Below are 22,131 nucleotides of genomic sequence, written 5' to 3'. Positions count from 1 at the left end.
TCAAAATGTTAACTTGGATGAAAAAACTCCTAGCTGGCGGTGCAATGGCTTTGGCCATTGGCTCAACTGGCATCATGGTGACTTCACCTGCATTTGCTGATGAAGCCAAGCCAGCTGTTGCTGCTCCTGCAGCTGCCGCTGCGGCTACAGCAGCTCCTGCAGCCCCGGCTGCTGTACCAAATAAAGCTGATACGGCTTGGTTGTTGATATGTACAGCTTTGGTCATTTTGATGACATTGCCAGGTTTGGCTTTGTTCTATGGTGGCTTAACACGTAGCAAAAACATCTTGTCAGTACTCGTGCAATGTATGGTCGTCTTTTCTTTGGTGACAGTGCTTTGGTCCTTATACGGCTATAGCTTTGCATTCACAGAAGGTGGGGCATTCGTTGGTGGACTTGATCGTTTGTTCTTGGCTGGTATTACGCCTGATTCTGTAGCGGCAACCTTTAGTAAAGGTGTTGTGGTTCCTGAATATGTATTCATGGCATTCCAAGCTGCATTTGCCACTATTACTTGCTGTTTAATCGTGGGTTCATTTGCTGAGCGCGCTAAATTTTCCGCAATCTTGTTGTTCGTTATTTTGTGGTTCACATTTAGTTACTTGCCAATTGCACACATGGTTTGGTTCTGGCCTGGTCCTGATGACATCAAAGATGCTGCATCACTCGAAGCAATTACTGCTCGTGCTGGTTGGTTGTGGCAAAAAGGTGTTCTCGACTTTGCTGGCGGTACCGTTGTTCACATCAATGCTGCGATCGCTGGATTAGTAGGCTCTTATGTTGTTGGAAAGCGTATTGGCTACGGCAAAGAAGCAATGAAACCGCACAACCTGGTATTCGTCATGATCGGCGCATCTTTGTTGTGGTTTGGTTGGTTTGGTTTCAATGCAGGCTCTGCTCTCGAAGCAAACGGCAGTGCTGCCCTCGCATTCGTAAATACCTTCCTTGCAACCGCAGCTGCTGTTTTGGGATGGTCATTTGCTGAGTGGATTACTAAAGGTAAGCCATCTATGTTGGGCGCGGCATCTGGTTGCGTAGCTGGTCTAGTTGCAATTACTCCTGCAGCAGGTTTCGTTGGTCCAATGGGTGCGCTAGTAATTGGTGCTGCGGCTGGCGTAGTTTGCTTGTGGGGTGTTTCTGGCCTGAAGAAGATTTTGGGTTCAGACGATAGCTTGGACGTATTTGGAGTTCACGGCGTAGGCGGTATCTTGGGCGCGTTATTAACGGGTATTTTTGCTGATCCAGCTTTGGGCGGCACAGGTATCTGGGATTACGTAAGCAATGCAGTCAATCCTGAGTACTCTATGGGCGGTCAGTTATGGATTCAGGCTCAAGGCGTTATTACTACCTTGATCTGGTCTGGCGTGGTTTCCTTCATTGCCTTCAAATTAATCGATATGGTGATTGGTTTGCGTGTTAAGGAAGATGAAGAGCGCGAAGGCTTGGATATCAGCTCACACGGTGAGTCCGCTTATGAGTCTTAATTCCTAGTTTTACCCCTCACCAGGCGGCTTTTGCGAGCTGCCTGGTTTCTGGCGCGGGATCCTCGGATCCCGCGTCTTTCTTTTAATAATCTTACAATGGTGGAATGGTCCCACATCTCATCACCGCCCTAAGTGGTCCCTTGCTCGAATTAGAGTCCAAGGTACTAGAAGCAACCCCCACCATTGAACGCTGGTTTCGGCTGGAGTGGCAAGAGCACACCCCACCCTTTTACTGCTCAGTGGATCTCCGAAATTCTGGGTTTAAGTTAGCCCCGGTAGATACCAATCTATTTCCTGGTGGTTTTAATAACCTATCTCCCCAAATGTTGCCTTTAGCTGTTCAGGCGGCCATGGCGGCAATTGAGAAGATTTGTCCAGAAGCAAAAAATTTACTGCTGATTCCAGAGCGCCATACACGCAATACTTTCTACCTACAAAATATTGCTCGCTTGTCATCCATTTTGCGTCAGGCGGGTTTGAATGTGCGCCTTGGTACTTTTTCTGAAGAAATTAAGAAGCCCACTTGGATTGAATTGCCGGATAGCAACCGTTTATTGATGGAGCCCTTGTCTCGCTTAGGTTTGAAAAAGCAACGTTTAGGTTTAAAAGATTTTGATCCATGCTCAATCTTGCTGAACAATGATCTCTCTGCTGGCATACCACCCATTTTAGAAAATATTCATGAGCAATATTTATTACCTGGGCTGCATGCAGGCTGGCATATGCGCCGCAAGTCCAATCACTTTGCTTCTTATGAAGAAGTTGCCAAGAAATTTGCTAAGGTAGTTGATATAGATCCGTGGATGATTAATCCTTATTTCACAAGTTGTTCTGATATCAATTTTCATGAGCGCAAAGGTGAAGACGAACTTCAGACTGCTGTTGAACAAATTCTCAAGAAGACTGCGAAGAAATATCGTGAATATGGCATCAAAGATAAGCCGTATGTCGTAGTTAAAGCCGATGCTGGTACTTATGGAATGGGCATCATGGTAGTCAATGATCCTTCGCAGCTAAAGGACTTGAACCGCAAAGACCGCAATAAGATGAGCGTGGTAAAGGAAGGCTTAGAAGTCAGTGACGTTCTCATTCAAGAGGGCGTTTATACCTTTGAGAAAGTGAATGAGGCAGTAGCTGAGCCAGTGGTCTACATGATCGATCGCTACGTTATCGGTGGTTTTTATCGTGTGCATACAGATCGTGGCCCCGATGAAAATCTCAATGCCCCAGGAATGCATTTTGTGCCCTTAGCTTTTGAGCAAAACTCCATGCCTGATCTAAGTGCCAAACCAGGAAGCGCTGCCCCAAATCGTTTTTATTTGTATGGCGTCGTTGCACGCTTGGCTTTATTGGCTGCTTCCTTAGAGCTTGAGCGTACTGATCCTGATGCTGAACCTGCCTAATTTAGAGCAAATCTTTTCATAGGTTTTTATGGATTTTTTATTCATTGCTGATCCCTTGGAATCATTTAAGATTCATAAGGACTCGACTTTAGCGATGATGCGAGTGGCTCAGGCGGCAGGACATCGCTTGTGGTTTTGTCAGAGTCGCAATCTCTTATGGAAAGATAATCTAGTTGTAGCTGATTGTCAGTCTTTGAGCATTAAGCCTAGCTCAACTTCTTGGTACGAATTGGCTGAGCTCGAAAGTCGCGCATTAAATTCTTTTGCTGCAGTCATGATGCGCACCGATCCTCCATTTGATATTGAATATCTAAATAGTACTTGGCTCTTATCTGCGGCTCAGCGCCAAGGCGCAAAAGTATTTAATAATCCATCCGCCGTTCGTGATCACTCCGAAAAAATTTCCATTACTGAATTTCCTGAGCTCATTCCGCCAACATTAATTACGCGTGAATTAAGTGCGGTAGAAGATTTTCATCAGAAGCATCAGGATATTGTGATTAAGCCCTTGGATGGCATGGGTGGTATGGGTGTCTTTAGGGTGGGGTCTGATGGCCTTAATCTGGCAAGCATTGTAGAAACCTTAGGTGAAAACGGCGCACGAACACTGATGGCACAGCGGTTTTTGCCTGAGATCACACAGGGTGATAAGCGGGTTCTGCTGATTGGCGGGGAATATGTGTCGTTTGCTTTAGCTCGCATTCCACAGGGAAGCGAGATTCGGGGTAATTTGGCTGCTGGTGGCAAAGGGGTAGCAATGCCCTTGAGTGATCAAGAAAGAGGTATTGCCGAGCGCCTAGCACCAGTATTGAATGCCCGTGGCTTATTCTTGGTCGGCTTGGATTTAATTGGTGGCTTCGTTACTGAAATCAACGTAACAAGCCCCACTTGTTTTGTTGAAATTACCGAGCAAACTGGGTTTGATGTACCCCAATTTTGGCTAAATCAGCTTGAGAAGGCATTGTCATAAGATGGCTGGAATCGTAATCGTTGCTCATACCCCTGTTGCAAGTGCTATGTTGGGATTTGCTGAGCATGCGTTTGGCGTTATACCTGAGCGCGTGCAGGCAGTGGATATTACGCCATATGAGGATATCAAGGTCAGCTTTGATCGCGTCTTTGAAGCTGCTAGAAAAGTAAATAGTGGTAACGGGATTTTGGTTCTAACAGATGTGATGGGCGCGACCCCTGCAAATGTAGCTTCTAAATTAGATGCGCCAGGGTACAGCACAGAACTGGGTAACGTCATTGTATTAACGGGTCTCAATTTACCCATGTTGATGCGCTGTATTACCCATCGCGGTGAGGGCCTGGAGGAGCTTGCTGCTAAGGCCCTTCAAGGGGGTCAGAATGGAATTTTGCGACTTGGAACTAAAGTGAATGAATAAGATCAAAGAAATAAGCAGATATGCCAGTAGCTGAAATAGAAATTATTAATAAATTAGGTTTGCATGCTCGAGCCTCGGCAAAGCTATCTCAGCTCGCCGCTCAATACCCTTGTGAAATACTGTTGTCACGTAATGGTCGTCAAATCAACGCTAAGAGCATCATGGGTGTGATGATGTTGGCTGCAGGTATTGGCAGCAAAGTCACATTAGAGACGGTTGGCGATCAAGCGGATGAAGCGATGGCGGCAATAACGGTCTTAATTAACGATCGCTTTGGTGAGGGCGAGTAAAGATGACTTTTTCTTTGCATGGGATTCCAGTATCAAAAGGCATTGCCATTGGCAAGGCGGTACTGATTTCGCGTGCAGCCTTAGAAGTTAGTCACTATCTAGTAGAGCCCGGAAAAGAAGAAGCCGAAGCGCAAAAATTATTGGATGCCTTTGATCAGGTTCGTCAGGAACTAGAGCAATTGCGATTGGGTTTACCTAAAGATGCTCCTCAAGAGATGGCAGCGTTTTTGGATGTGCATGGCATGATTTTGGCTGACCCCGCTTTAGCTGAAAAACCCATGCATCTGATTCGTACTCAGAGATTAAATGCAGCTTGGGCTTTAACTACAGAATTAAATGACCTGCTTGAACAGTTCGCTGAAATTGAAGATCCCTATTTAAAAGAGCGCGCCAATGATATTCGTCAGGTAGCTGAGCGAGTCATCAAAGCGTTGAATTCTCAGAAAAAAGATAGCTTAGAGAATTCGGCACTCTTATCCCCTAGTGACGTTGGTGTGGAGTCGATCATCGTGGCGCACGATATTGCACCACACGATATGTTGCGTTTTAAAGAACATGCCTTCACCGGTTTTGTAACCGATCTTGGGGGTAAGACATCCCATACGGCAATTGTGGCCCGCAGTATGGAGATTCCAGCTGTGGTGGGTGTGCGTCACGCTAGCGAAATGATTCGTCATGGCGATTGGTTGGTGTTGGATGGTGAGCGGGGTGTCGTTGTTGTTGCTCCGGACGAGCAGTTACTAGCCGAGTACCGAAAGTTACAAGTCCAAGCTACTAAAGAGGCGCGCAAGCTTCAGCAATTAAAGCACTCTAGAACAACCACAGCCGATGGTGTGGACATTGAATTATTTGCCAATATTGAATTGCCAGAAGATGCCAATCAGGCTGTAGCACTTGGCGCTGTTGGCGTCGGTTTGTTCCGGTCTGAGTTCTTGTTTATGGATCGCAATCAAGCGATGCCAAATGAGGATCAGCAATACGAAGAATATCGTCGAGTAGTTGATTTGATGCATGGCTTGCCTATTAATATTAGGACGATTGACGTTGGTGCAGATAAGGCCCTGGGTGGTGGCTCTGATGTATCTCAAACGGGGACTTCGCCATTAGGGTTGCGTGCGATTCGTTGGTCTTTAACTGAGCCAGAAATTTTTCTCACGCAGCTGCGTGCAATTTTGCGAGCTTCTGCCTATGGACAAGCTCGCATCATGATTCCGATGTTGGCACATGCTAAAGAAATTGATGAAACGTTTCGTTTGATTGAAAAGGCTAAGCAGCAACTTCATCAGCGTGGTCAAGCCTTTAATCCCAACATTCAAGTTGGGGCCATGATTGAAATTCCTGCGGCGGCTCTCGTCTTGCCATTATTTATTAATCGCTTTGATTTTCTCTCGATTGGTACCAATGATTTGATTCAGTACACCTTAGCGATTGATCGCGCAGATCACGCAGTGGCGCACTTATATGACCCTTTGCATCCTGCAATTTTGTTATTGCTCGATAGCATTATTAGTCAGGCCAAACGCGCCAATGTGCCTATTGCCGTATGCGGTGAGATGGCAGGCGATCCTGCGCTAACAAAACTTTTATTGGCTTTAGGTCTGACGGATTTCTCAATGCACTTTAGTCAGCTTTTGCTGGTGAAACGAGAGATATTGAAAGCCAATGTGGGTTTATTAAAGGCTCGAATCTCTAGGGTCCTGAAGGCTTATGAGCCTGAGGATCAAGCCAAAGCGCTAGAGCGCCTACTCTCTTAAGGTCTTAGTGCGCTTTACTGCAGACCGGGCAATCCGGATTACGGGAGATGCGGATTTCATCGATTTGGGTATTGCGCCCATTCCAAAGCAACATACGCCCAACAAGCGTTTCTCCAAAACCAATTAAGACTTGCAGGGCTTGAGCTGCCTGCATCGTTCCAATAATCCCAACCAGCGGAGAAAAGATGCCCATACTGGCGCAACTTACTTCTTCAAAAGATTCTTCTGGAGAGAAGATGCAGGCATAGCAGGGTGATGTGGGATTTCGCGGATCAAAGACGCTAATTTGTCCATCAAAGCGTAATGCGGAACCTGAGACCAATGGGGTTGCATGTTTAACGCAGCTCGCATTAATCAAATGACGAGTCGAAAAGTTGTCTGTACAGTCCAACACCACATCTACACTCGGCAAGACATCATCAAGCAATGATCCTGTAGCTTTAGCTTGAATGGCTTCGACCCGAATGCCAGAATTTAAGCCCTGCAAAAATGCTGCACCAGAGTCGGCTTTATTTTTACCAATACTATTTTCTGTGTGCGCAATTTGACGCTGTAAGTTCGTGAGCTCTACTTGATCATGATCCATGAGGGTAATGTGCCCAACCCCAGCGGCAGCAAGATAAGGTGCGGCAGCGCTTCCGAGACCGCCTACTCCAATAACTAAGACATGCGAGCGCAGTAACTTCTCTTGCCCTTCAACATCAATCTCTTCAAGGAGTAAGTGTCTAGAGTAGCGAAGTAACTGCTCATCATTCATTTGCAAGCCCGAGCGCTAAGAAGTATTACTCGAGCTTGGATGAAGAGCGCTTCACCGGCTGACCATTAATAAATGCAAGCGCTTGAGAAAGCATAAAGTCATCGGCACTACCAAGTTCTGGCGGCTTCTTATTTTTTTCTTTCTCTTTTTCTTCAGGCGTTTTCTTCGCATTTTTTTCTTCAATGCGCTGTAGTTCCTCTAGGCGACGTTGCTCACGATCCTTGATTAATTTATCTTCAGCAGATTGTTTGTTGCGAAGATGCTTCTCACTATCAATCTCTCGAGTAATTAATACATCATCTGGATCGCCATCTTTATTTTGATCGACTGGAATGTCTGGTTTGACACCATATGCCTGGATCGATTTACCACTAGGTGTGTAGTAGTAGGCTGTAGTGATCTTTAGGGCTGAATCATTCGTCAGTGGGCGAACTGTTTGTACTGAGCCCTTGCCAAAAGTAGTTTTGCCAATAATCGTAGCCCGCTTGTAGTCCTGTAATGCGCCCGCAACAATTTCAGATGCAGAGGCTGAGTAGGCATTGACTAAAACAACCATCGGTAACTTTTTAAACATAGCGGGGACACCAGCTAAGGGGTCACCGGGTTCACTGAGTCGATACATTGATGGCGATGCATTAAATACTTGCTTGGAATCTTGAGCTTGGCCTTTAGTGCTGACGATGACGACATCTGCCGGCAAGAAGGCTGCTGCTACACCAACCGCACCTTGAAGTAGGCCGCCACCGTTGTTGCGCAGATCCAAAATGATGCCCTTCAGTTTGGGGTCTTGGTTTGCAATATCGGTTAATTTTTTTGCTAGATCAGGAACGGTCCGCTCTTGAAAGCTGGTTATCCGAACCCAAGCGATATCGTTATCTAAGATTTTAGTTTTAACGGATTGAACTTTGATTTCTGCGCGAGTGATGGTGACTGGGAAGCTACGCTCTTCACTTTTGCGAAATACGGTTAAGGTTATTTTAGTGCCTGGCGTGCCGCGCATCGTTCGTACTGCTTTATCGAGAGACATTCCGCGAACCGGCTTGTCATCCAGGCGGGTAATGAGGTCTCCTGCTTGTAAGCCAGCGCGTGCAGCAGGACTATCTTCAATTGGGTTGAGTACCTTAACAACGCCATCTTCAGAGGTAATCTCAATACCAAGGCCCGCAAATTTTCCAGCAGTTTGCTCTTGCATTTCCGAGAAATCTTTTTTATCCAGGAAAGAGGAATGAGGGTCAAGGCTGCTGACCATTCCCTTAACAGCATCGGTGAGCAATTGTTTATCTTCGATTGGCTCTACATACTCACGTTTGATTTGAGCAAAGACATTTGAGAGGGTTCGTAGCTCATCCAATGGCAGAGTGTTGCCTTGTTGAGCGCTAGCCGAGAATTGAATGGTAGCTGCAACCCCAGCGATTAAGCCGACTGTAATCAGAGCAAAGTTTTTTAGAAATTGACGCATAAATTCTTGTTGCCCTAGTCCAAATAAAAATGTTGAATCGGCTTAAGGTTGTCATCTAACTCATAAACCAGCGGTACACCGTTTGGAACATTCACTTCCATGATGGCTTCATCAGACATCTGATCTAAATACTTAATCAAAGAGCGAATGCTATTACCGTGCGCTACTAAGAGTACACGCTTATTTGCTTTCAGGGCGGGCGCGATTGATTCATTCCAGAGTGGCAGAACGCGCTGCACGTTATCTTGCAGACACTCACCCAGAGGGATATCACCAGCAGTAAGCTTGGAATAGCGTGGGTCCTTTTGAGGGTTGCGCTCATCATCCTGCTCTAGCAGTGGAGGTCGAACATCATATGAACGACGCCAAATATGGACTTGTGCATCACCATACTTCGCAGCTGTTTCTGCTTTATTGAGGCCAGTGAGTGCACCGTAGTGGCGCTCATTCAGTCTCCAGCTATGTACAACCGGAATCCACATGAGATCCATCGTGTCTTGAACATGCCAAAGTGTGCGAATAGCCCGCCTTAAAACAGAGGTATAGGCTATGTCGAACTCATAACCTGCCTTACGGAGGTTTTCTCCCGCAGCAAGAGCCTGTTCAGTGCCCTTTGGGGTTAAGTCAACATCCGCCCAGCCAGTGAAGCGGTTTTCAAGGTTCCAGGCGGATTCGCCATGACGAATAAGGACAAGTTGTTTCATAGAGCCATTCTATAATCCGGTGATGAACTTTCTCACGCAAATTGATAATTTAGCGCTTATTGCCCTTTTAGCCGTTTCGGGCACCGCGCTCTTCCTCCCCACATTATCTACGCTTATTGGCGGAAAAGGCTTGTCGCCTACGGAGGCCACGATTTTGATTAATCGACGTAAGGCGGCTGTTTTGGATCTTCGTGAGGCTGAGGCCTATAAGTCTGGGCATTTGCCGGGTGCAAAACATATTGATGCTGCTGGGCTTACTGCAGCCATTGAAAAGCTCAAGTTGGATCGAAACAATCCCCTCATCTTGGTTTGCGACACTGGTACCCAATCCCGTAAAGTGATAGCTGAAGTCAAAAAACTGGGTTTTGCAGAAGTTGCTGCTCTTGATGGTGGAGTACAGGCCTGGAAAGCAGCTGCTCTTCCATTGGTTAAGTAGGAGAAGAAATGCCTCAGGTAACGATGTATAGCACGCAGGTTTGTCCATATTGCGTGATGGCTGAAAAGCTATTACACAAAAAAGGCGTAGCCAATATAGAAAAGATTTTGATTGATCGCGATCCCGCTCAGCGTGAAGCGATGATGACCCGCACTGGGCGTCGTACTGTTCCACAAATTTACATTGGTGAGACCCATGTTGGTGGATACGATGACTTGGTCGCATTGGATCGTGCTGGTAAGTTAGATCCTCTATTGGTTTAATGCATTAATTAATAAACACATAAAGAAAAGAAAGTTTGCGATGACTGAACAATCTTCTGCACCTCAAGAGGGAATGGATAACTCGAATGAGCCGGGCTTTCGAATCCAGAGGATCTATCTAAAAGATCTTTCCTTGGAGCAGCCTAATGCGCCGCAAATTTTGATGATTGCATCTGAGCCGCAAATACAGGTAGAAGTTGATATTGCTGTTGCGCCTTTAACAGATGGCATCTTTGAAGTTGCACTTAGCTCTACGATCACCGCAAAAGTGGATACCAAGGTCTTGTTCTTGATAGAAGCGAAGCAGGCCGGTATTTTTGAATTCAGTAACATTCCAGCAGAGCAAATTGATCCGATGTTAGGTATTGCTTGCCCAACTATTTTGTACCCTTATCTCCGTTCCAATATCGCCGACATAATTAGTCGCGCCGGCTTCCAGCCTATCCATTTGAATGAGATTAATTTCCACGGTATGTATGAGCATCGTTTGATGCAAGCTCAACAAGCAGCCGCCGAGGAAAGCAAGGGAACTCTCTCCAACTAAGGCTAAGACAGGCCCACAGATCATGAAAGTGACGCTGCTCGGTGCCGGAGCCTGGGGAACTGCGATGGCTGCTCAAGCAGCCCGCTATCTTCAAGCTGGGGATGTCTGCTTATGGTCACGAAGTGCATCTCAGTTAGAGCAGATGCAAGAGAGCGGAGAGAACCGTTCTTACTTGCCAGGTATTCAATTACCGCAGAGCTTGAAGTTAGAGAGTGACTTTTCAAAAGCAATTCAGCGACTAAGAACGGGTGATTTATTGGTAGTGGCTACACCGATGTCAGGCCTCTCCGAAACAATTGCACATGCATTAAAAATTGCAGAACATCCTTTAAATATTATTTGGCTTTGTAAAGGCTTGGAGCCTGCAACGGCTTTATTGCCACACCAAGTGGTCGAGCGAGAGAACCAGTTACATAGTCATGGTCTTCAGCATTCTTTCGGCGCCTTATCTGGGCCAAGTTTTGCGCGAGAAGTTGCCGCAGGGATGCCATGTGCCTTAACTGTAGCGAGCGATTCAAAAGAGCTCTGTGCAATAGTTCAGGCGGCTTTTCATCATGGCAATATGCGCATTTACTCAAGTGATGATTTGATTGGTGTTGAGTTAGGTGGTGCAGTAAAAAATGTGTTGGCAATTGCGGCTGGTATCGGAGACGGCTTAAATTTAGGTTTGAATGCTAGAGCAGCTGTGCTGACTCGTGGGCTTGCAGAGATGATGCGTTTAGTTAAAGCTGCGGGTGGCCGATCAGAAACCTGCATGGGCTTAACTGGAGTGGGCGATTTAATCTTGACTGCAACAGGTGATCTTTCACGTAACCGTAGAGTTGGTCTTGAGCTTGCCGCAGGTAAGCCTTTGAATGACATCCTTAATGGCCTAGGTCATGTAGCGGAAGGTGTTCTTTGTGCAGCTGCTATCGGCGATTTAGCAAAACGCTTACAGGTTGAAATGCCTATCACTGAAATGATGGGTCAAGTCTTATCTGGAAAGTTGGCAGCACAAGATGCTGTGAAAAAATTAATGGGACGCGATCCAAAAATCGAAGTCTAGATTTATTGGCCCCCAGCTAAGCCATTCTGGCGCCAAGCTTCGTAAACCACAATCGCTACGGTATTCGATAAATTCAAGCTTCGGCTGTTATCTTGCATCGCCAGACGCATTTGATTGACTACCGGGATCGAGTTTCTCACTTCATCGGTAATACCCTTAGTTTCCGAGCCAAAAATAAAGTAATCATTGGGCTCATATTGGCCTTCATGAAACTTGGCACTCCCTTTGGTGGTTAAAGCAAATAGATGTTGTGGATCTGGTTTTTCATCTTTTAAAAATTGCACCCAATTTGAATGCACTTTTACTTTAGCGAACTCGTGATAATCCAAACCCGCTCTACGCAATTTGGCATCCTCCATTGGAAAGCCTAGAGGTTCAATCAAATGTAACTTGGCACCTGTATTTGCGCACAGACGGATGATATTGCCCGTGTTGGGTGGTATTTCAGGTTCAAATAAAACGATGTTAAACATCTCGTGCTTTTGCCTTATTTTTAGGATGATTTGCTTGTTCTAAGCAGTACCCAATTTGTTACTTTTAAAACTCCATTGTCCTTCAGAACGCGTGCAATTTCATCTAAGGTAGCTCCGGTGGTCATGACATCATCAAAAATGATGACGGATTTATTGTGCAAGAAAGGCAGTGCGCTTTTTTCTATGTAAAAAGCCTCCTGAATCATCGAGTGCCTTGATTGAAAAGAACTTCCGGCTTGTTGCGCACTTTGGTGTTGACGTCTTAAGATATGCGGTAATTTTTGAATAGTAGCTATGCACCGAATGCGCTTAGCTACTTCCCAGCTTTGATTAAATCCGCGTGCGCTTAACTTTTCCATACTGAGTGGAACGGGCAATAAATAATCTGCATTTATTTCATGGAGTTGATCTGACATCACTGTGTTCCAGATGTCGGCTAGTCCTTGGGCATAGGCAATCCGTTTTTGATATTTGAGTTGATGCAAGGCATTTTGCAAACCACCCTCATAACGATCTAGGCAAGTGGTTTGATCAAAATGAGGCGCTCTGAATGTGCAGGTATTGCAGCGCTGATTTATAAGCTCAGAGGCAGTTAAGGGAATGCCGCACTGATAGCAACATTCGTAATGACATAAAGCGTTGTTCATTAAGGCTTGTTTGCAACTTTCGCAAACCGTAGAGCGCTGAAAATGCTCACACACAATGCATGAAGTCGGTAACGCATTCGAGCAAAAAGAGTGAAAGAGATTTTGTAGAAATTGCATGGGGCGCTGAGTATACTGAGCGAATGACCCAATCAATCACATGGCTACAGGATGAAATTGCAGATCGTATGCTGCAAAAATTAGACATTGTGAAGTTGGATGTAAAGGCTGTACTACTCATTCCTGAATTTCCCGGAAAGTATTTTTCACTCTTAAAAAAACGCTTTCCAGGTGCTCGAGTGGATGGTCTTTATGGAGAAGACATCTCTGGCATTAGTTCAATGCGCGTAAAACTGTTTCAACTTTGGCAGCACCTATTCAAGGGCGCGCATAGAAGCCCCTTCAAAGACTATCTTCAAACTGGAAAGTTGGCCATTCCCGATAACTCGGTGGATTTAATTTTTTGTGATTTGTTACTGCAGGATTTGACTGATCCCCCTCATTTTTTACAAGAATGTTGGCGTGTTTTAAAAGAAGGCGGTTTGCTGACTTTTAGTTATCTTGGCCCTGATACCGGGAAGGAATTGCGCGCTCTAGAGGTGGGGCCTTTGAAACTAAAGAATCTAGTTAGTCCATGGGATATGCACGATATGGGGGATGCATTATTGGGCGAGCGTTTTTCTGATCCCGTAATGGATATGGAATACCTCCATCTCGATTACGAATCCGATGATCTATTGCTTGCTGATGCGCATGCCTTGAAATTAATCCAGGCGAAGCCATCCCAAGCATTAGAAAAGGGCTATTTGCCTCAAAAATTGACTCTCGAAGTGGTTTACGGGCATGCATGGGCAATCGGAAAACACCTAGCCAAGGCCCAGGATAACGTTGCCTATGTTGATATAAATCAAATTGGGCGCAAGACTAGGTCAGATTCTGCTTAAGTGTAAGTGCTTACTATCATTTTAAGCATTGTCAAGATTGGATGAGGCCGGGTTAGCCCGGTTTGTTCTTGAGCCCAATTAACCCTATAATCAGCCCTGGATGTGTTGGCTTTAGACCGCATTTTGAGCATTTAGGTGGCGTTTTTTGCTGCTGTGCTCGCGACAATAAACAGAGAATAAGATGAATTTATTTGGAAAAGTCACTAGGGCATCGCTCTATTTGGTAGCAGCGTTTAGCACTGCTTTAGCAAACGCAGCTGAAAACATGCCAGGCGGCCCAGCTGTTAATCAGCTCAATTTTGCTGCGCCTGCAACCAAAATCATGCAAGAAATCCATTGGCTTCACTGGATGATGTTGGTGATTTGCGCATTAATTTTTATTGGTGTATTCGGGGTGATGTTCTACTCCATTTTGAAACACCGCAAATCTCTGGGTCACAAATCTGCATCTTTTCACGAGAGCACTACAGTCGAAATTATTTGGACTGTGATTCCATTGTTGATCGTTATCGGTATGGCATTGCCCGCAACTAAAACTGTTGTTGCAATGAAAGATACGACAAATTCAGATATCACTATTAAGACTACTGGGTATCAGTGGAAATGGGGATATGACTACATTAAAGGTGAGGGCGAAGGCATCAGCTTTTTATCCACCCTGTCCACATCACGCGAAGCAATCAATAATTTAGCACCTAAATCAAATACTTATTTGATGGAAGTGGATAACGAAATGGTTGTTCCAGTGGGCAAAAAAATTCGTTTAATTACTACTGCTAATGACGTCATTCATGCATGGACTATTCCAGCGTTTGGCGTTAAGCAAGACGCAATCCCAGGTTTCGTTCGCGACACTTGGTTCAAGGCTGAAAACATTGGTACATTCCGCGGTCAATGCTCTGAGTTGTGTGGTGCTGAGCATGCCTTTATGCCTATCGTTGTGAGAGTAGTTTCACAAGAGGATTACACCAAGTGGGTAGAGCAGAAGAAAAAAGAAATGGGTGCTGCTGGTGATGATCCTAGTAAGGTTTACACCTTAGATGAGCAAAAAGAGCGCGGAGCAAAAGTGTACGCAGCTAATTGCGCCGCTTGTCACCAGCCAAATGGTAAGGGTGCTGGCGCATTCCCCGCATTGGATGGCAGCAAAATGGTTTTAGGACCTAAAGATGCGCAATACAACATTTTGATCAACGGTAAGGGCGCAATGCCGAAGTGGGCTGGCGTAATTCCTGATGGTGATATTGCTGCAGTAATGACTTATACGCGTAACGCATGGGGTAATAAAACGGGTGAAGTGATTCAGACCCAAGAAATTATTACCGCACGTGGTGGCAAATAATCCATTTATTAATAACAGATAAAACGAAACCGGAGTAATCCATGAGCACAGTCTCCACTACCCACGATCACGCACACGATCACGCACACGATGATCACACGCCACACGGTTGGCGTCGTTGGTTGTTTGCAACCAACCACAAAGACATCGGCACAATGTATTTGATCTTCTCGTTTGTTAGCTTATTAGCTGGCGGTGTGATGGCTTTGGGAATTCGTTTGGAATTGTTCCAGCCTGGTTTGCAATTCTTGCGTCCAGAATTCTTTAACCAATTAACCACCATGCACGGTTTGGTGATGGTGTTTGGTGCGATCATGCCGGCCTTCGTTGGTTTTGCTAACTGGATGGTGCCTTTGCAAATTGGCGCATCTGATATGGCATTTGCTCGTATGAACAACTTCAGCTTCTGGATTCTTCCAGTTGCAGCAACCTTGTTGTTGAGCTCATTCCTCGTTCCTGGTGGCGCTCCAGCAGGTGGTTGGACTATTTATGCTCCATTAACTTCACAAATGGGCCCTGGTATGGATATGGCGATTTTTGCCCTCCATTTGTTAGGCGCTTCTTCCATCATGGGATCGATCAATATCATCGTGACCATTTTGAATATGCGCGCACCGGGTATGACTTTGATGAAGATGCCAATGTTCTGCTGGACTTGGTTGATTACTGCTTATTTGTTGATTGCTGTGATGCCTGTATTGGCTGGTGCAATCACGATGGTTCTGACTGATCGTCATTTCGGTACTTCATTCTTCTCTGCTGTTGGTGGCGGCGACCCAATTATGTTCCAGCATATTTTCTGGTTCTTTGGTCACCCAGAGGTTTACATCATGATTCTTCCAGCATTCGGAATCGTGAGTGAAATCGTGCCAGCTTTCTCTAGAAAAACATTGTTTGGTTACAGCTCCATGGTTTATGCAACATCGTCTATTGCGATCTTGTCATTCATCGTTTGGGCTCACCATATGTTTGCAACAGGTATGCCAGTAACAGGCCAACTGTTCTTCATGTATGCAACGATGTTGATTGCTGTGCCAACTGGTGTAAAGATTTTTAACTGGGTTGCCACTATGTGGAAAGGATCTATGACCTTTGAAACTCCCATGTTGTGGGCGATTGGTTTCATCTTCGTATTCACGATGGGTGGATTTACTGGCTTGATCTTAGCAATGGCGCCAATTGATATTGGCTTACAAGATACTTACTACGTTGTGGCTCACTTCCACTATGTGTTGGTGGCAGGTTCATTGTTTGCCATGTTTGCAGGCTTCTACTACTGGTGCCCTAAGTGGACTGGATACATGGCTAGCGAAACTCGCGGCAAGATCCATTTTTGGACTTCCATGATTTTCTTTAACATTACTTTCTTCCCAATGCACTTCTTGGGCTTAGCTGGTATGCCACGTCGTTATGCAGACTATCCAACTCAGTTCGCAGATTTCAACTCTATTGCTTCTATTGGCGCATTGGGCTTTGGTCTGTCACAGGTATATTTCTTACTCTTCGTTGTGATGCCAGCGTATCGTGGCCAAGGTGAAAAAGCGCCGATGAAGCCATGGGATGGGGCTAAGGGCCTAGAGTGGACAGTACCTTCACCAGCACCTCACCATACTTTTGAAACTCCGCCTAGCGCAGAGCAAATGCGTGAAGCCGGAGTCTAATACGCTTTCTAAACAAGCCCAAGCTGCGAGTAATCGCCGCTTGGGGCTAATTCTTTTGAGCATTGCCGCAGTCTTTTTTATCGGCATTGTGATGAAGTGGAGTGCGTTAGGTTAATCCTAGCTTGCCAATATGACCGTTACTTATTCTGCAAACCGCCAAATCTTATTGAAGTTGCTTATTGCTTCAGTCATGATGTTTGGCTTTGGTTATGCTTTGGTGCCAATGTATAAGGCTTTGTGTGAAGTAACTGGTATCAACGTAGTTACTAGTAAAAATGATTACGGTATTCGAGCGATTAGCCCCAATAAAGTAGGCAACACGCAAGTGAACTATTCGCGCACAGTCACGATTGAGTTTGATTCAAATAGTCGAGGCCCATTTAGCTTTAAGCCAGTAAAGAATTTTTTAGAAGTGCATCCTGGTGAAATGACTGAAATTGTTTATGAGGTCACTAATAACCTAACTCGTCCCGTACGTGCACAGGCTATTCCAAGCTATGCACCCAAAAGCGCAACTGAGTTTTTCACTAAATTAGAATGTTTTTGTTTTCAAGAGCAAACCTTGGCTGCCAATGAGACCAAGAAGATGCCAGTGATATTTGTGATTGATGCAGGCTTGCCTGATGATGTGAAAACAATCACTTTGTCATACACCTTCTTTGAGTTGGGCTTAGGCGGTACACCTCCTGCACCTAAACCAAGGTTGGCTTCATGAAAAAGAAAAGTAGTTTTCTGCAGTCTATGAAAGCCGTGATGTGGGGTTTTCTGGGGGTGCGTAAGCAGTCTGGTTTGCAAGAAGATGTAGCTTCATTGAGTTTTGTACACATTATCATTGCGGGTGTGGTTGGGGCCTTGATTTTTATGGCCGTCCTGCTTTTGATAGTGAAAGCAGTTGTGTCCCATTGATTATTTTTTGATTGAATAGAGAGAATAAGATGTCATCCAATTCAACCCCATACTATTACGTCCCTGGACTATCCAGACATCCAGCCATGGCAGCGCTTGGATTAGTTGCCTTTGGCTTTGGTATCTCTGGCTGGGTTAATCACGCTTCTTGGGGTGGTCCACTAACCATCGCAGGTGTGGCATGGGTTATCTATGTTCTATACCACTGGTTTGGAGACACAATTGCAGAGTCTAACGCTGGCAAGAACGGCGTCAACGTGGATATTTCTTATCGCTGGTCCATGGCTTGGTTTATCTTCTCTGAAATCATGTTCTTTGGTGCATTCTTTGCCGCATTGTTCTATGCGCGCAATATTGCGATGCCTTGGATGGGTGATGTAGAAAGTAAATTGCTTTGGCCTAACTTCACCGCTGTTTGGCCTAATGATGGGCCTGCAGGTTTGGTTGAAAAATTCACCACTATGGGTCCTTGGCCCATTCCAACAATCAATACCTTGTTGCTCTTGAGTTCTGGCGTGACTATTACGATTGCCCACCATGCTTTAGTGGAAAACCACATGAAGAAAGCCATTTATGGCTTGGCTGCTACGGTTGGTCTAGGGGTAATTTTCTTGGGCTTCCAGGTTTATGAGTACTACCATGCATATCATGAGTTGAACCTGAAGTTAACCTCAGGTATCTATGGTTCTACCTTCTTTATGCTGACAGGCTTCCATGGCTTCCACGTATTCCTAGGCGGAACGATGTTGGCGATTGTGTTGCGCCGGATGATTCGTGGCGACTTTACTGCTAAGCATCACTTTGCTTTTGAAGGTGCGGCTTGGTATTGGCACTTCGTTGACGTGGTGTGGCTTGGTCTCTACATCGCTGTATATTGGATGTAAGCAGAATAAAAATCGGGGCCTTAAGCCCCGATTAGTTTTTTATAGCCCTAACTTTTATGACGCTTTAGTTTGTGCCCACTTTAATGCCAGTAGCTTCGATAAAGCCAAGGTAATGGGCAAGCAGGATTCCTAGGAAAAGAGCGATCGATAAGCCGATACGCAGCATGAGAGAGCGAACCATTCTGGAGCTATTGCCCCTGTCTTTCATCATGTAATACAGCGCTGATCCTAAGCTAAAAACAATCATTAGTAGGACAATCGGAATAATCCACTTCATCTCACACCCTCATTTTGAATAAGCTTTTCAATGCCCTCGTAAGTAAGCGCATAGTCGCTACTGTATCAGCCCTGGCGGTCATAGCGATAGGTTGTGGGGCAGGCTATTGGCAATTGAGTAGGGCCACTACCAAAATAACTTTGGCGGCTAATTTACAAGCACGTCAACAGATGCCAATTCTGAATGCCAACGACCGTGCTTGGACCTTATCGGAGGCTGCGGAACGTCGGATGATTGCTCGTGGTCGTTATATTCCTGAGGCTGCTATCTGGCTAGACAATCGCCCAAGGCCGATGCCAGTTGGTGGGGTAGGGAATCCTGCCCAAGCCGGTTTCTATTTGATGATGCCCATGAGATTAGATGGTGGTGATGAGGTTCTCTGGGTTAATCGAGGATGGGCGCCTCGCAACCCAGAGAATAGGGAAACCTTGCCACCTATCGATACCCCTACAGGAGTAGTGAATATCGAAGGTATTGTTTTTGCTCATCCAGGCAAGGTGTATGAGTTGGGATCTGAGAAGACTTCTTCTGCTACAAATGCCCCACGTATTGAGCAGAACTTTGATTTGAATGCTCAGGCAAAGATATACGGCTGGACTCAACCCCCTTTTATTTTGCGTCTAGAGGAAGCCGGGATAAAAGATGGTCTCCTCAGGGAATGGGCGCCTCTGACGACAGGAGTGGATCGCCATTATGCTTATGCATTCCAGTGGTTTGCATTGGCGGCTGCTGGTTTCTTATTTTGGTTAATTAGTGGCTTACGTCAATATGGGCGCGAAGGCGTTGTAAAAGAGGATTCAGGTGAGCGATAAAGAGTTATTAATTCCAGCGTCACAGACTGATGCAGCCATTAATGCGCGTACCCGCAAAGGGCGCATCCAAATGCTATTGCTATTACTGGCTTGCGCTTCACCAGTCATTGCTTCTTATTTAGCTTATTACGTATTTAAGCTAGAGGGTGGAAAAACCAATTTCGGAACTTTGGTCTATCCAGCACAAGCATTTAATCCCGCTTGGTTGAATACTCCGATTCAGGGAAAGTGGACATTGTTAATTGCTCGTCCTGCTGGTGAGTGCCAGATCAAAGATGAAAAATGTATTGAGGCATTATTTCTCATGCGTCAGACAAGAGTTGCGATGGGAAGAGAAAGTAAACGCGTTCAGTTACTGTGGGTCAATACCGATGGCAAGTCTGTAGATCCAGAGGTTACAAAGGTTTACGACGAGCAGACTGCAGGCCTGAAGGTAGTTGCAATGCCTACCGACCCTCAATTAAAAGCAGACTTTGAGGGATGGCTCAATAAAGAAGGGGCTGGTCAACAGATTCAGTTAATAGATCCAAGTCCAGCAAAGATGATGTATTTCAAGGTAACAAATTCACCGAAAGAATTTGCTGGCATGAAAAAAGATTTAGAAAAACTCTTGAAGCTCAATCACAAGGGTGAAAATTTGTAATGCCCAATCTCGTATTACTTTTAGAGCTGGGAGCTATTGCAGTGGTATTTGCAGGTATTCCTTTGTTCTATCTCTGGACTAGGTCTTCCTATAGTATTTTTCAAAAACTCAATTGGGTTTTAGTCTTCATGACATTCGATTTGATTGTGTTTGGAGCATTTACACGCTTAACGGATTCTGGTTTGGGTTGTCCCGATTGGCCTGGATGCTACGGCACTTCTAATCCATTCCGCGCTCTTAGCGAGATTCAACAAGCTGAAAGCGCTATGCCTACTGGGCCTGTGACAGTCATGAAGGCTTGGATTGAGATGATTCATCGCTACTTAGCAATGACAGTAGGCGCTTTGATTTTGATTCAAGTCGGAATGGCCTATAGCAAAGTAAAGATGCTGGGCAAAACACCTTTCATTGCTAGCTTGGGATTGCTTTTGCTGGTTTGTATTCAGGGTGCGTTTGGGGCATGGACCGTGACCCTAAAATTGCAACCCATTATTGTCACAATCCATTTGATGCTGGCTTTGATTTTGCTCGCTTGTTTGACTGCTTATGCTCAACAAACATGGGAGCAGATGTCAGCTTCAGTTCGCACCTTACGCATTCGTCCTTTACCAGCTTCTTGGCTGGTAGTTTCCTTTCTCTTTTTATTGATGCAAGTATTTTTGGGTGCATGGGTAAGTACAAACTATGCCGTGTTGGCATGCCCAGACTTCCCGACTTGTCTAGGATCGGCTTGGCCAGAGACGAATTGGTCCGAAGGCTTTTCTTTGTGGCGCCAACTGGGCCTGAATGCTCAAGGTGAATTTATATCCCCTGTTGCCCTGCAAACGATTCATTGGGCTCATCGCCTATTTGCTGTATTGGTTCTGCTGTGTCTTGGTGCTTTGGGTTTAAAGGCTTATCAACTATCCACACCTGCAACGCCCATGCTCAAGCGTTTTGCTGTCTTGCTGCTCTCGCTACTTTTATTGCAAGTGCTCACCGGCATTTCTAATGTCGTCTTTCAGTGGCCTTTAATTGCTGCTTTAATGCATACTGCTGGCTCCGCAGCCTTAGTTTTCTGTTTAGTCAGGATGGGCTATTGGGCTTCGTGGAAGTCACCTATTCAATTGAAGAACGCAAAGTCATTATGAGTAGCCCTCAAGCCTTTAAGCCAGCAGCGATGCCACGTTGGCGCCAGTACTGGGTCCTGACTAAGCCTAGGGTCACTCAGCTCGCCGTATTCTGTGCGGTGATAGGTATGTTCTTGGCCACGCCAGGCATGGTTCCTTACCCTATTCTCATTGGTGGCATTGTGGGGATTTGGTTGCTGGCAAGCGCTGCTTTTGCTGTGAACTGCTTAATAGAGCAGGCTGTAGATGCCAAGATGAAGCGTACTTCTTGGAGGCCATCTGCTACCGGTGAAGTTACTCCTTTCCACATCATTGTTTTTTCAATCATTCTCGGTTCACTAGGAATGATTATTTTGTGGAACTTTTGTAATCCATTGACCATGTGGTTAACGCTTGCCACCTTTGTTGGTTATGCGGTGATTTATACCTGGCTATTAAAGCCGGCTACACCACAAAACATTGTGATTGGTGGTCTTTCTGGTGCAATGCCGCCTGCATTAGGCTGGGCTGCAGTGACCAATACGCTTTCTGCCGAAGCATGGTTGCTAGTACTCATTATTTTTGTTTGGACACCACCTCATTTTTGGGCGCTGGCTTTATATCGTCGTGATGACTATGTCCAGTCTGGATTGCCGATGCTCCCTGTCACGCACGGTGAGCGTTTCACACTTCTGAATATATTGCTCTACACCCTCATCTTGATTGCTGCTACCTTACTGCCTTATGTCTACGGTATGAGTGGCATGCTCTACCTAGTTTCTGCCCTTATTTTGGGGCTCATATTCTTGGCTTATGCCATTGCATTATTTGTTTCGTATAGCGATGCATTGGCTAAGAAAACATTCCGTTTTTCTATTACCTATCTATCTCTGCTTTTTGTAGCATTGTTGGTTGACCACTATTTCCTCTAAG

The 22,131-nt window shown here is 45.5% G+C and carries 27 protein-coding genes; 21 read left to right on the top strand and 6 right to left on the bottom strand.

The genetic code is table 11. The annotated features are described in order from the left end of the window. Positions 1–5 precede the first annotated feature (5 nt). The 6 genes from ICN41_RS06370 (at position 6) to ptsP (ending at position 6,319) form a co-directional block, all read left to right on the top strand. Positions 6–1,484 (top strand): ammonium transporter, encoded by a 1,479-nt coding sequence (locus ICN41_RS06370; protein WP_216292078.1) that lies wholly within the window; start codon positions 6–8, stop codon positions 1,482–1,484. A 104-nt stretch (positions 1,485–1,588) separates the two neighbouring features. Next, on the top strand, positions 1,589–2,887 hold the full coding sequence (gene gshA, locus ICN41_RS06365; protein ID WP_216292077.1) for a glutamate--cysteine ligase: 1,299 nt from the start codon (positions 1,589–1,591) through the stop codon (positions 2,885–2,887). 28 nt (positions 2,888–2,915) lie between these two features. After that, positions 2,916–3,857 (top strand): glutathione synthase, encoded by a 942-nt coding sequence (gshB, locus tag ICN41_RS06360; RefSeq protein WP_216292076.1) that lies wholly within the window; start codon positions 2,916–2,918, stop codon positions 3,855–3,857. Between the two features lies 1 nt (position 3,858). Beyond that, on the top strand, positions 3,859–4,275 hold the full coding sequence (locus ICN41_RS06355; RefSeq protein WP_216292075.1) for a PTS sugar transporter subunit IIA: 417 nt from the start codon (positions 3,859–3,861) through the stop codon (positions 4,273–4,275). Between the two features lie 20 nt (positions 4,276–4,295). Beyond that, entirely contained in the window at positions 4,296–4,565 is a 270-nt protein-coding gene (locus ICN41_RS06350) for an HPr family phosphocarrier protein (protein WP_216292074.1), read from the top strand. A gap of 2 nt (positions 4,566–4,567) precedes the next feature. Then, positions 4,568–6,319 carry a phosphoenolpyruvate--protein phosphotransferase gene (gene ptsP / locus ICN41_RS06345; protein ID WP_216292073.1) on the top strand — a complete coding sequence of 584 codons (1,752 nt, stop codon included), beginning with the start codon at positions 4,568–4,570 and terminating at the stop codon, positions 6,317–6,319. Positions 6,320–6,323: 4 nt separating this feature from the next. Here the strand turns inward: ptsP and ICN41_RS06340 are convergent, their stop codons facing one another. The 3 genes from ICN41_RS06340 to gpmA are packed head-to-tail and all read right to left on the bottom strand — an operon-like array spanning position 6,324 to position 9,239. Next, the gene (locus tag ICN41_RS06340; protein WP_216292072.1) at positions 6,324–7,076 is read right to left on the bottom strand and encodes a HesA/MoeB/ThiF family protein; all 753 of its coding nucleotides are present in this window, start codon (positions 7,074–7,076) and stop codon (positions 6,324–6,326) included. Positions 7,077–7,101: 25 nt separating this feature from the next. Continuing rightward, on the bottom strand, positions 7,102–8,535 hold the full coding sequence (locus ICN41_RS06335) for a S41 family peptidase (RefSeq protein ID WP_216292071.1): 1,434 nt from the start codon (positions 8,533–8,535) through the stop codon (positions 7,102–7,104). A 14-nt stretch (positions 8,536–8,549) separates the two neighbouring features. Further along, positions 8,550–9,239 carry a 2,3-diphosphoglycerate-dependent phosphoglycerate mutase gene (gene gpmA, locus ICN41_RS06330; RefSeq protein ID WP_216292070.1) on the bottom strand — a complete coding sequence of 230 codons (690 nt, stop codon included), beginning with the start codon at positions 9,237–9,239 and terminating at the stop codon, positions 8,550–8,552. Positions 9,240–9,261: 22 nt separating this feature from the next. Here gpmA and ICN41_RS06325 point away from each other — a divergent pair, with 22 nt between their 5' ends. From ICN41_RS06325 to ICN41_RS06310, 4 genes are read left to right on the top strand one after another with little or no spacing between them, the layout of a single operon-like run. Then, positions 9,262–9,675 (top strand): rhodanese-like domain-containing protein, encoded by a 414-nt coding sequence (locus ICN41_RS06325; protein ID WP_216292069.1) that lies wholly within the window; start codon positions 9,262–9,264, stop codon positions 9,673–9,675. Between the two features lie 8 nt (positions 9,676–9,683). Further along, positions 9,684–9,938, top strand: a complete 255-nt coding sequence (gene grxC / locus ICN41_RS06320; RefSeq protein WP_216292068.1) for a glutaredoxin 3 — start codon at positions 9,684–9,686, stop codon at positions 9,936–9,938. A gap of 40 nt (positions 9,939–9,978) precedes the next feature. After that, entirely contained in the window at positions 9,979–10,482 is a 504-nt protein-coding gene (gene secB / locus ICN41_RS06315) for a protein-export chaperone SecB (protein ID WP_216292067.1), read from the top strand. A 22-nt stretch (positions 10,483–10,504) separates the two neighbouring features. Beyond that, positions 10,505–11,527: an NAD(P)H-dependent glycerol-3-phosphate dehydrogenase gene (locus ICN41_RS06310; RefSeq protein WP_216292066.1), complete on the top strand. Its 1,023-nt coding sequence runs from the start codon at positions 10,505–10,507 to the stop codon at positions 11,525–11,527. Between the two features lie 2 nt (positions 11,528–11,529). On the opposite strand, the gene trmL is transcribed toward ICN41_RS06310, so the two are convergent. Then, the gene (gene trmL, locus ICN41_RS06305; RefSeq protein WP_216292065.1) at positions 11,530–12,000 is read right to left on the bottom strand and encodes a tRNA (uridine(34)/cytosine(34)/5-carboxymethylaminomethyluridine(34)-2'-O)-methyltransferase TrmL; all 471 of its coding nucleotides are present in this window, start codon (positions 11,998–12,000) and stop codon (positions 11,530–11,532) included. 20 nt (positions 12,001–12,020) lie between these two features. After that, positions 12,021–12,764 (bottom strand): ComF family protein, encoded by a 744-nt coding sequence (locus ICN41_RS06300; protein ID WP_216292064.1) that lies wholly within the window; start codon positions 12,762–12,764, stop codon positions 12,021–12,023. A 23-nt stretch (positions 12,765–12,787) separates the two neighbouring features. Between ICN41_RS06300 and ICN41_RS06295 the strand changes: the two genes are divergently transcribed. From ICN41_RS06295 to ICN41_RS06265, 7 genes are all read left to right on the top strand, one after another. Next, entirely contained in the window at positions 12,788–13,588 is an 801-nt protein-coding gene (locus ICN41_RS06295; protein WP_255537919.1) for a methyltransferase domain-containing protein, read from the top strand. 181 nt (positions 13,589–13,769) lie between these two features. Further along, entirely contained in the window at positions 13,770–14,927 is a 1,158-nt protein-coding gene (gene coxB / locus ICN41_RS06290) for a cytochrome c oxidase subunit II (protein WP_216292063.1), read from the top strand. Between the two features lie 41 nt (positions 14,928–14,968). After that, positions 14,969–16,588: a cytochrome c oxidase subunit I gene (gene ctaD, locus ICN41_RS06285; protein WP_216292062.1), complete on the top strand. Its 1,620-nt coding sequence runs from the start codon at positions 14,969–14,971 to the stop codon at positions 16,586–16,588. Then, positions 16,572–16,703, top strand: coding sequence for a cytochrome oxidase small assembly protein (locus tag ICN41_RS11365; protein WP_216292061.1), 132 nt, complete (start codon positions 16,572–16,574; stop codon positions 16,701–16,703). The genes ctaD and ICN41_RS11365 overlap by 17 nt, the downstream gene beginning before the upstream one ends. Before the next feature lie 15 nt (positions 16,704–16,718). After that, entirely contained in the window at positions 16,719–17,303 is a 585-nt protein-coding gene (locus ICN41_RS06275; RefSeq protein ID WP_216292060.1) for a cytochrome c oxidase assembly protein, read from the top strand. Beyond that, positions 17,300–17,494: a DUF2970 domain-containing protein gene (locus ICN41_RS06270; protein ID WP_216292059.1), complete on the top strand. Its 195-nt coding sequence runs from the start codon at positions 17,300–17,302 to the stop codon at positions 17,492–17,494. The genes ICN41_RS06275 and ICN41_RS06270 overlap by 4 nt, the downstream gene beginning before the upstream one ends. 29 nt (positions 17,495–17,523) lie before the next feature. After that, positions 17,524–18,378, top strand: a complete 855-nt coding sequence (locus tag ICN41_RS06265; protein WP_216292058.1) for a cytochrome c oxidase subunit 3 — start codon at positions 17,524–17,526, stop codon at positions 18,376–18,378. A gap of 64 nt (positions 18,379–18,442) precedes the next feature. On the opposite strand, the gene ICN41_RS06260 is transcribed toward ICN41_RS06265, so the two are convergent. Beyond that, positions 18,443–18,655, bottom strand: a complete 213-nt coding sequence (locus ICN41_RS06260) for a twin transmembrane helix small protein (RefSeq protein ID WP_216292056.1) — start codon at positions 18,653–18,655, stop codon at positions 18,443–18,445. A gap of 14 nt (positions 18,656–18,669) precedes the next feature. Between ICN41_RS06260 and ICN41_RS06255 the strand changes: the two genes are divergently transcribed. Genes ICN41_RS06255 through cyoE form a run of 4 tightly spaced genes read left to right on the top strand, consistent with a single transcriptional unit; the run spans position 18,670 to position 22,130 of the window. Further along, the gene (locus tag ICN41_RS06255; RefSeq protein ID WP_255537918.1) at positions 18,670–19,467 is read left to right on the top strand and encodes an SURF1 family protein; all 798 of its coding nucleotides are present in this window, start codon (positions 18,670–18,672) and stop codon (positions 19,465–19,467) included. Continuing rightward, on the top strand, positions 19,457–20,110 hold the full coding sequence (locus tag ICN41_RS06250) for a hypothetical protein (protein WP_216292054.1): 654 nt from the start codon (positions 19,457–19,459) through the stop codon (positions 20,108–20,110). Before ICN41_RS06255 ends, ICN41_RS06250 begins: the two co-directional genes overlap by 11 nt. Further along, the gene (locus ICN41_RS06245; protein WP_216292051.1) at positions 20,110–21,240 is read left to right on the top strand and encodes a heme A synthase; all 1,131 of its coding nucleotides are present in this window, start codon (positions 20,110–20,112) and stop codon (positions 21,238–21,240) included. The genes ICN41_RS06250 and ICN41_RS06245 overlap by 1 nt, the downstream gene beginning before the upstream one ends. Continuing rightward, entirely contained in the window at positions 21,237–22,130 is an 894-nt protein-coding gene (cyoE, locus tag ICN41_RS06240; RefSeq protein ID WP_216292049.1) for a heme o synthase, read from the top strand. Before ICN41_RS06245 ends, cyoE begins: the two co-directional genes overlap by 4 nt. Position 22,131: the final 1 nt, after the last annotated feature.

This window comes from Polynucleobacter sp. 15G-AUS-farblos, from assembly GCF_018882445.1.
Classification (GTDB): Bacteria; Pseudomonadota; Gammaproteobacteria; order Burkholderiales; family Burkholderiaceae; genus Polynucleobacter.
This window is presented reverse-complemented; position numbering and strand designations above follow the sequence as displayed.

What these genes read in the sequence shown, in the direction of transcription:
- ICN41_RS06370 (WP_216292078.1), top strand. Translation starts at nt 6, where the DNA reads ATGTTAACTTGGATGAAAAAACTCCTAGCTGGCGGTGCAATGGCTTTG.
- gshA (WP_216292077.1), top strand. Translation starts at nt 1,589, where the DNA reads ATGGTCCCACATCTCATCACCGCCCTAAGTGGTCCCTTGCTCGAATTA.
- gshB (WP_216292076.1), top strand. Translation starts at nt 2,916, where the DNA reads ATGGATTTTTTATTCATTGCTGATCCCTTGGAATCATTTAAGATTCAT.
- ICN41_RS06355 (WP_216292075.1), top strand. Translation starts at nt 3,859, where the DNA reads ATGGCTGGAATCGTAATCGTTGCTCATACCCCTGTTGCAAGTGCTATG.
- ICN41_RS06350 (WP_216292074.1), top strand. Translation starts at nt 4,296, where the DNA reads ATGCCAGTAGCTGAAATAGAAATTATTAATAAATTAGGTTTGCATGCT.
- ptsP (WP_216292073.1), top strand. Translation starts at nt 4,568, where the DNA reads ATGACTTTTTCTTTGCATGGGATTCCAGTATCAAAAGGCATTGCCATT.
- ICN41_RS06340 (WP_216292072.1), bottom strand. Translation starts at nt 7,076, where the DNA reads ATGAATGATGAGCAGTTACTTCGCTACTCTAGACACTTACTCCTTGAA.
- ICN41_RS06335 (WP_216292071.1), bottom strand. Translation starts at nt 8,535, where the DNA reads ATGCGTCAATTTCTAAAAAACTTTGCTCTGATTACAGTCGGCTTAATC.
- gpmA (WP_216292070.1), bottom strand. Translation starts at nt 9,239, where the DNA reads ATGAAACAACTTGTCCTTATTCGTCATGGCGAATCCGCCTGGAACCTT.
- ICN41_RS06325 (WP_216292069.1), top strand. Translation starts at nt 9,262, where the DNA reads ATGAACTTTCTCACGCAAATTGATAATTTAGCGCTTATTGCCCTTTTA.
- grxC (WP_216292068.1), top strand. Translation starts at nt 9,684, where the DNA reads ATGCCTCAGGTAACGATGTATAGCACGCAGGTTTGTCCATATTGCGTG.
- secB (WP_216292067.1), top strand. Translation starts at nt 9,979, where the DNA reads ATGACTGAACAATCTTCTGCACCTCAAGAGGGAATGGATAACTCGAAT.
- ICN41_RS06310 (WP_216292066.1), top strand. Translation starts at nt 10,505, where the DNA reads ATGAAAGTGACGCTGCTCGGTGCCGGAGCCTGGGGAACTGCGATGGCT.
- trmL (WP_216292065.1), bottom strand. Translation starts at nt 12,000, where the DNA reads ATGTTTAACATCGTTTTATTTGAACCTGAAATACCACCCAACACGGGC.
- ICN41_RS06300 (WP_216292064.1), bottom strand. Translation starts at nt 12,764, where the DNA reads ATGCAATTTCTACAAAATCTCTTTCACTCTTTTTGCTCGAATGCGTTA.
- ICN41_RS06295 (WP_255537919.1), top strand. Translation starts at nt 12,788, where the DNA reads ATGACCCAATCAATCACATGGCTACAGGATGAAATTGCAGATCGTATG.
- coxB (WP_216292063.1), top strand. Translation starts at nt 13,770, where the DNA reads ATGAATTTATTTGGAAAAGTCACTAGGGCATCGCTCTATTTGGTAGCA.
- ctaD (WP_216292062.1), top strand. Translation starts at nt 14,969, where the DNA reads ATGAGCACAGTCTCCACTACCCACGATCACGCACACGATCACGCACAC.
- ICN41_RS06275 (WP_216292060.1), top strand. Translation starts at nt 16,719, where the DNA reads ATGACCGTTACTTATTCTGCAAACCGCCAAATCTTATTGAAGTTGCTT.
- ICN41_RS06270 (WP_216292059.1), top strand. Translation starts at nt 17,300, where the DNA reads ATGAAAAAGAAAAGTAGTTTTCTGCAGTCTATGAAAGCCGTGATGTGG.
- ICN41_RS06265 (WP_216292058.1), top strand. Translation starts at nt 17,524, where the DNA reads ATGTCATCCAATTCAACCCCATACTATTACGTCCCTGGACTATCCAGA.
- ICN41_RS06260 (WP_216292056.1), bottom strand. Translation starts at nt 18,655, where the DNA reads ATGAAGTGGATTATTCCGATTGTCCTACTAATGATTGTTTTTAGCTTA.
- ICN41_RS06245 (WP_216292051.1), top strand. Translation starts at nt 20,110, where the DNA reads ATGCCCAATCTCGTATTACTTTTAGAGCTGGGAGCTATTGCAGTGGTA.
- cyoE (WP_216292049.1), top strand. Translation starts at nt 21,237, where the DNA reads ATGAGTAGCCCTCAAGCCTTTAAGCCAGCAGCGATGCCACGTTGGCGC.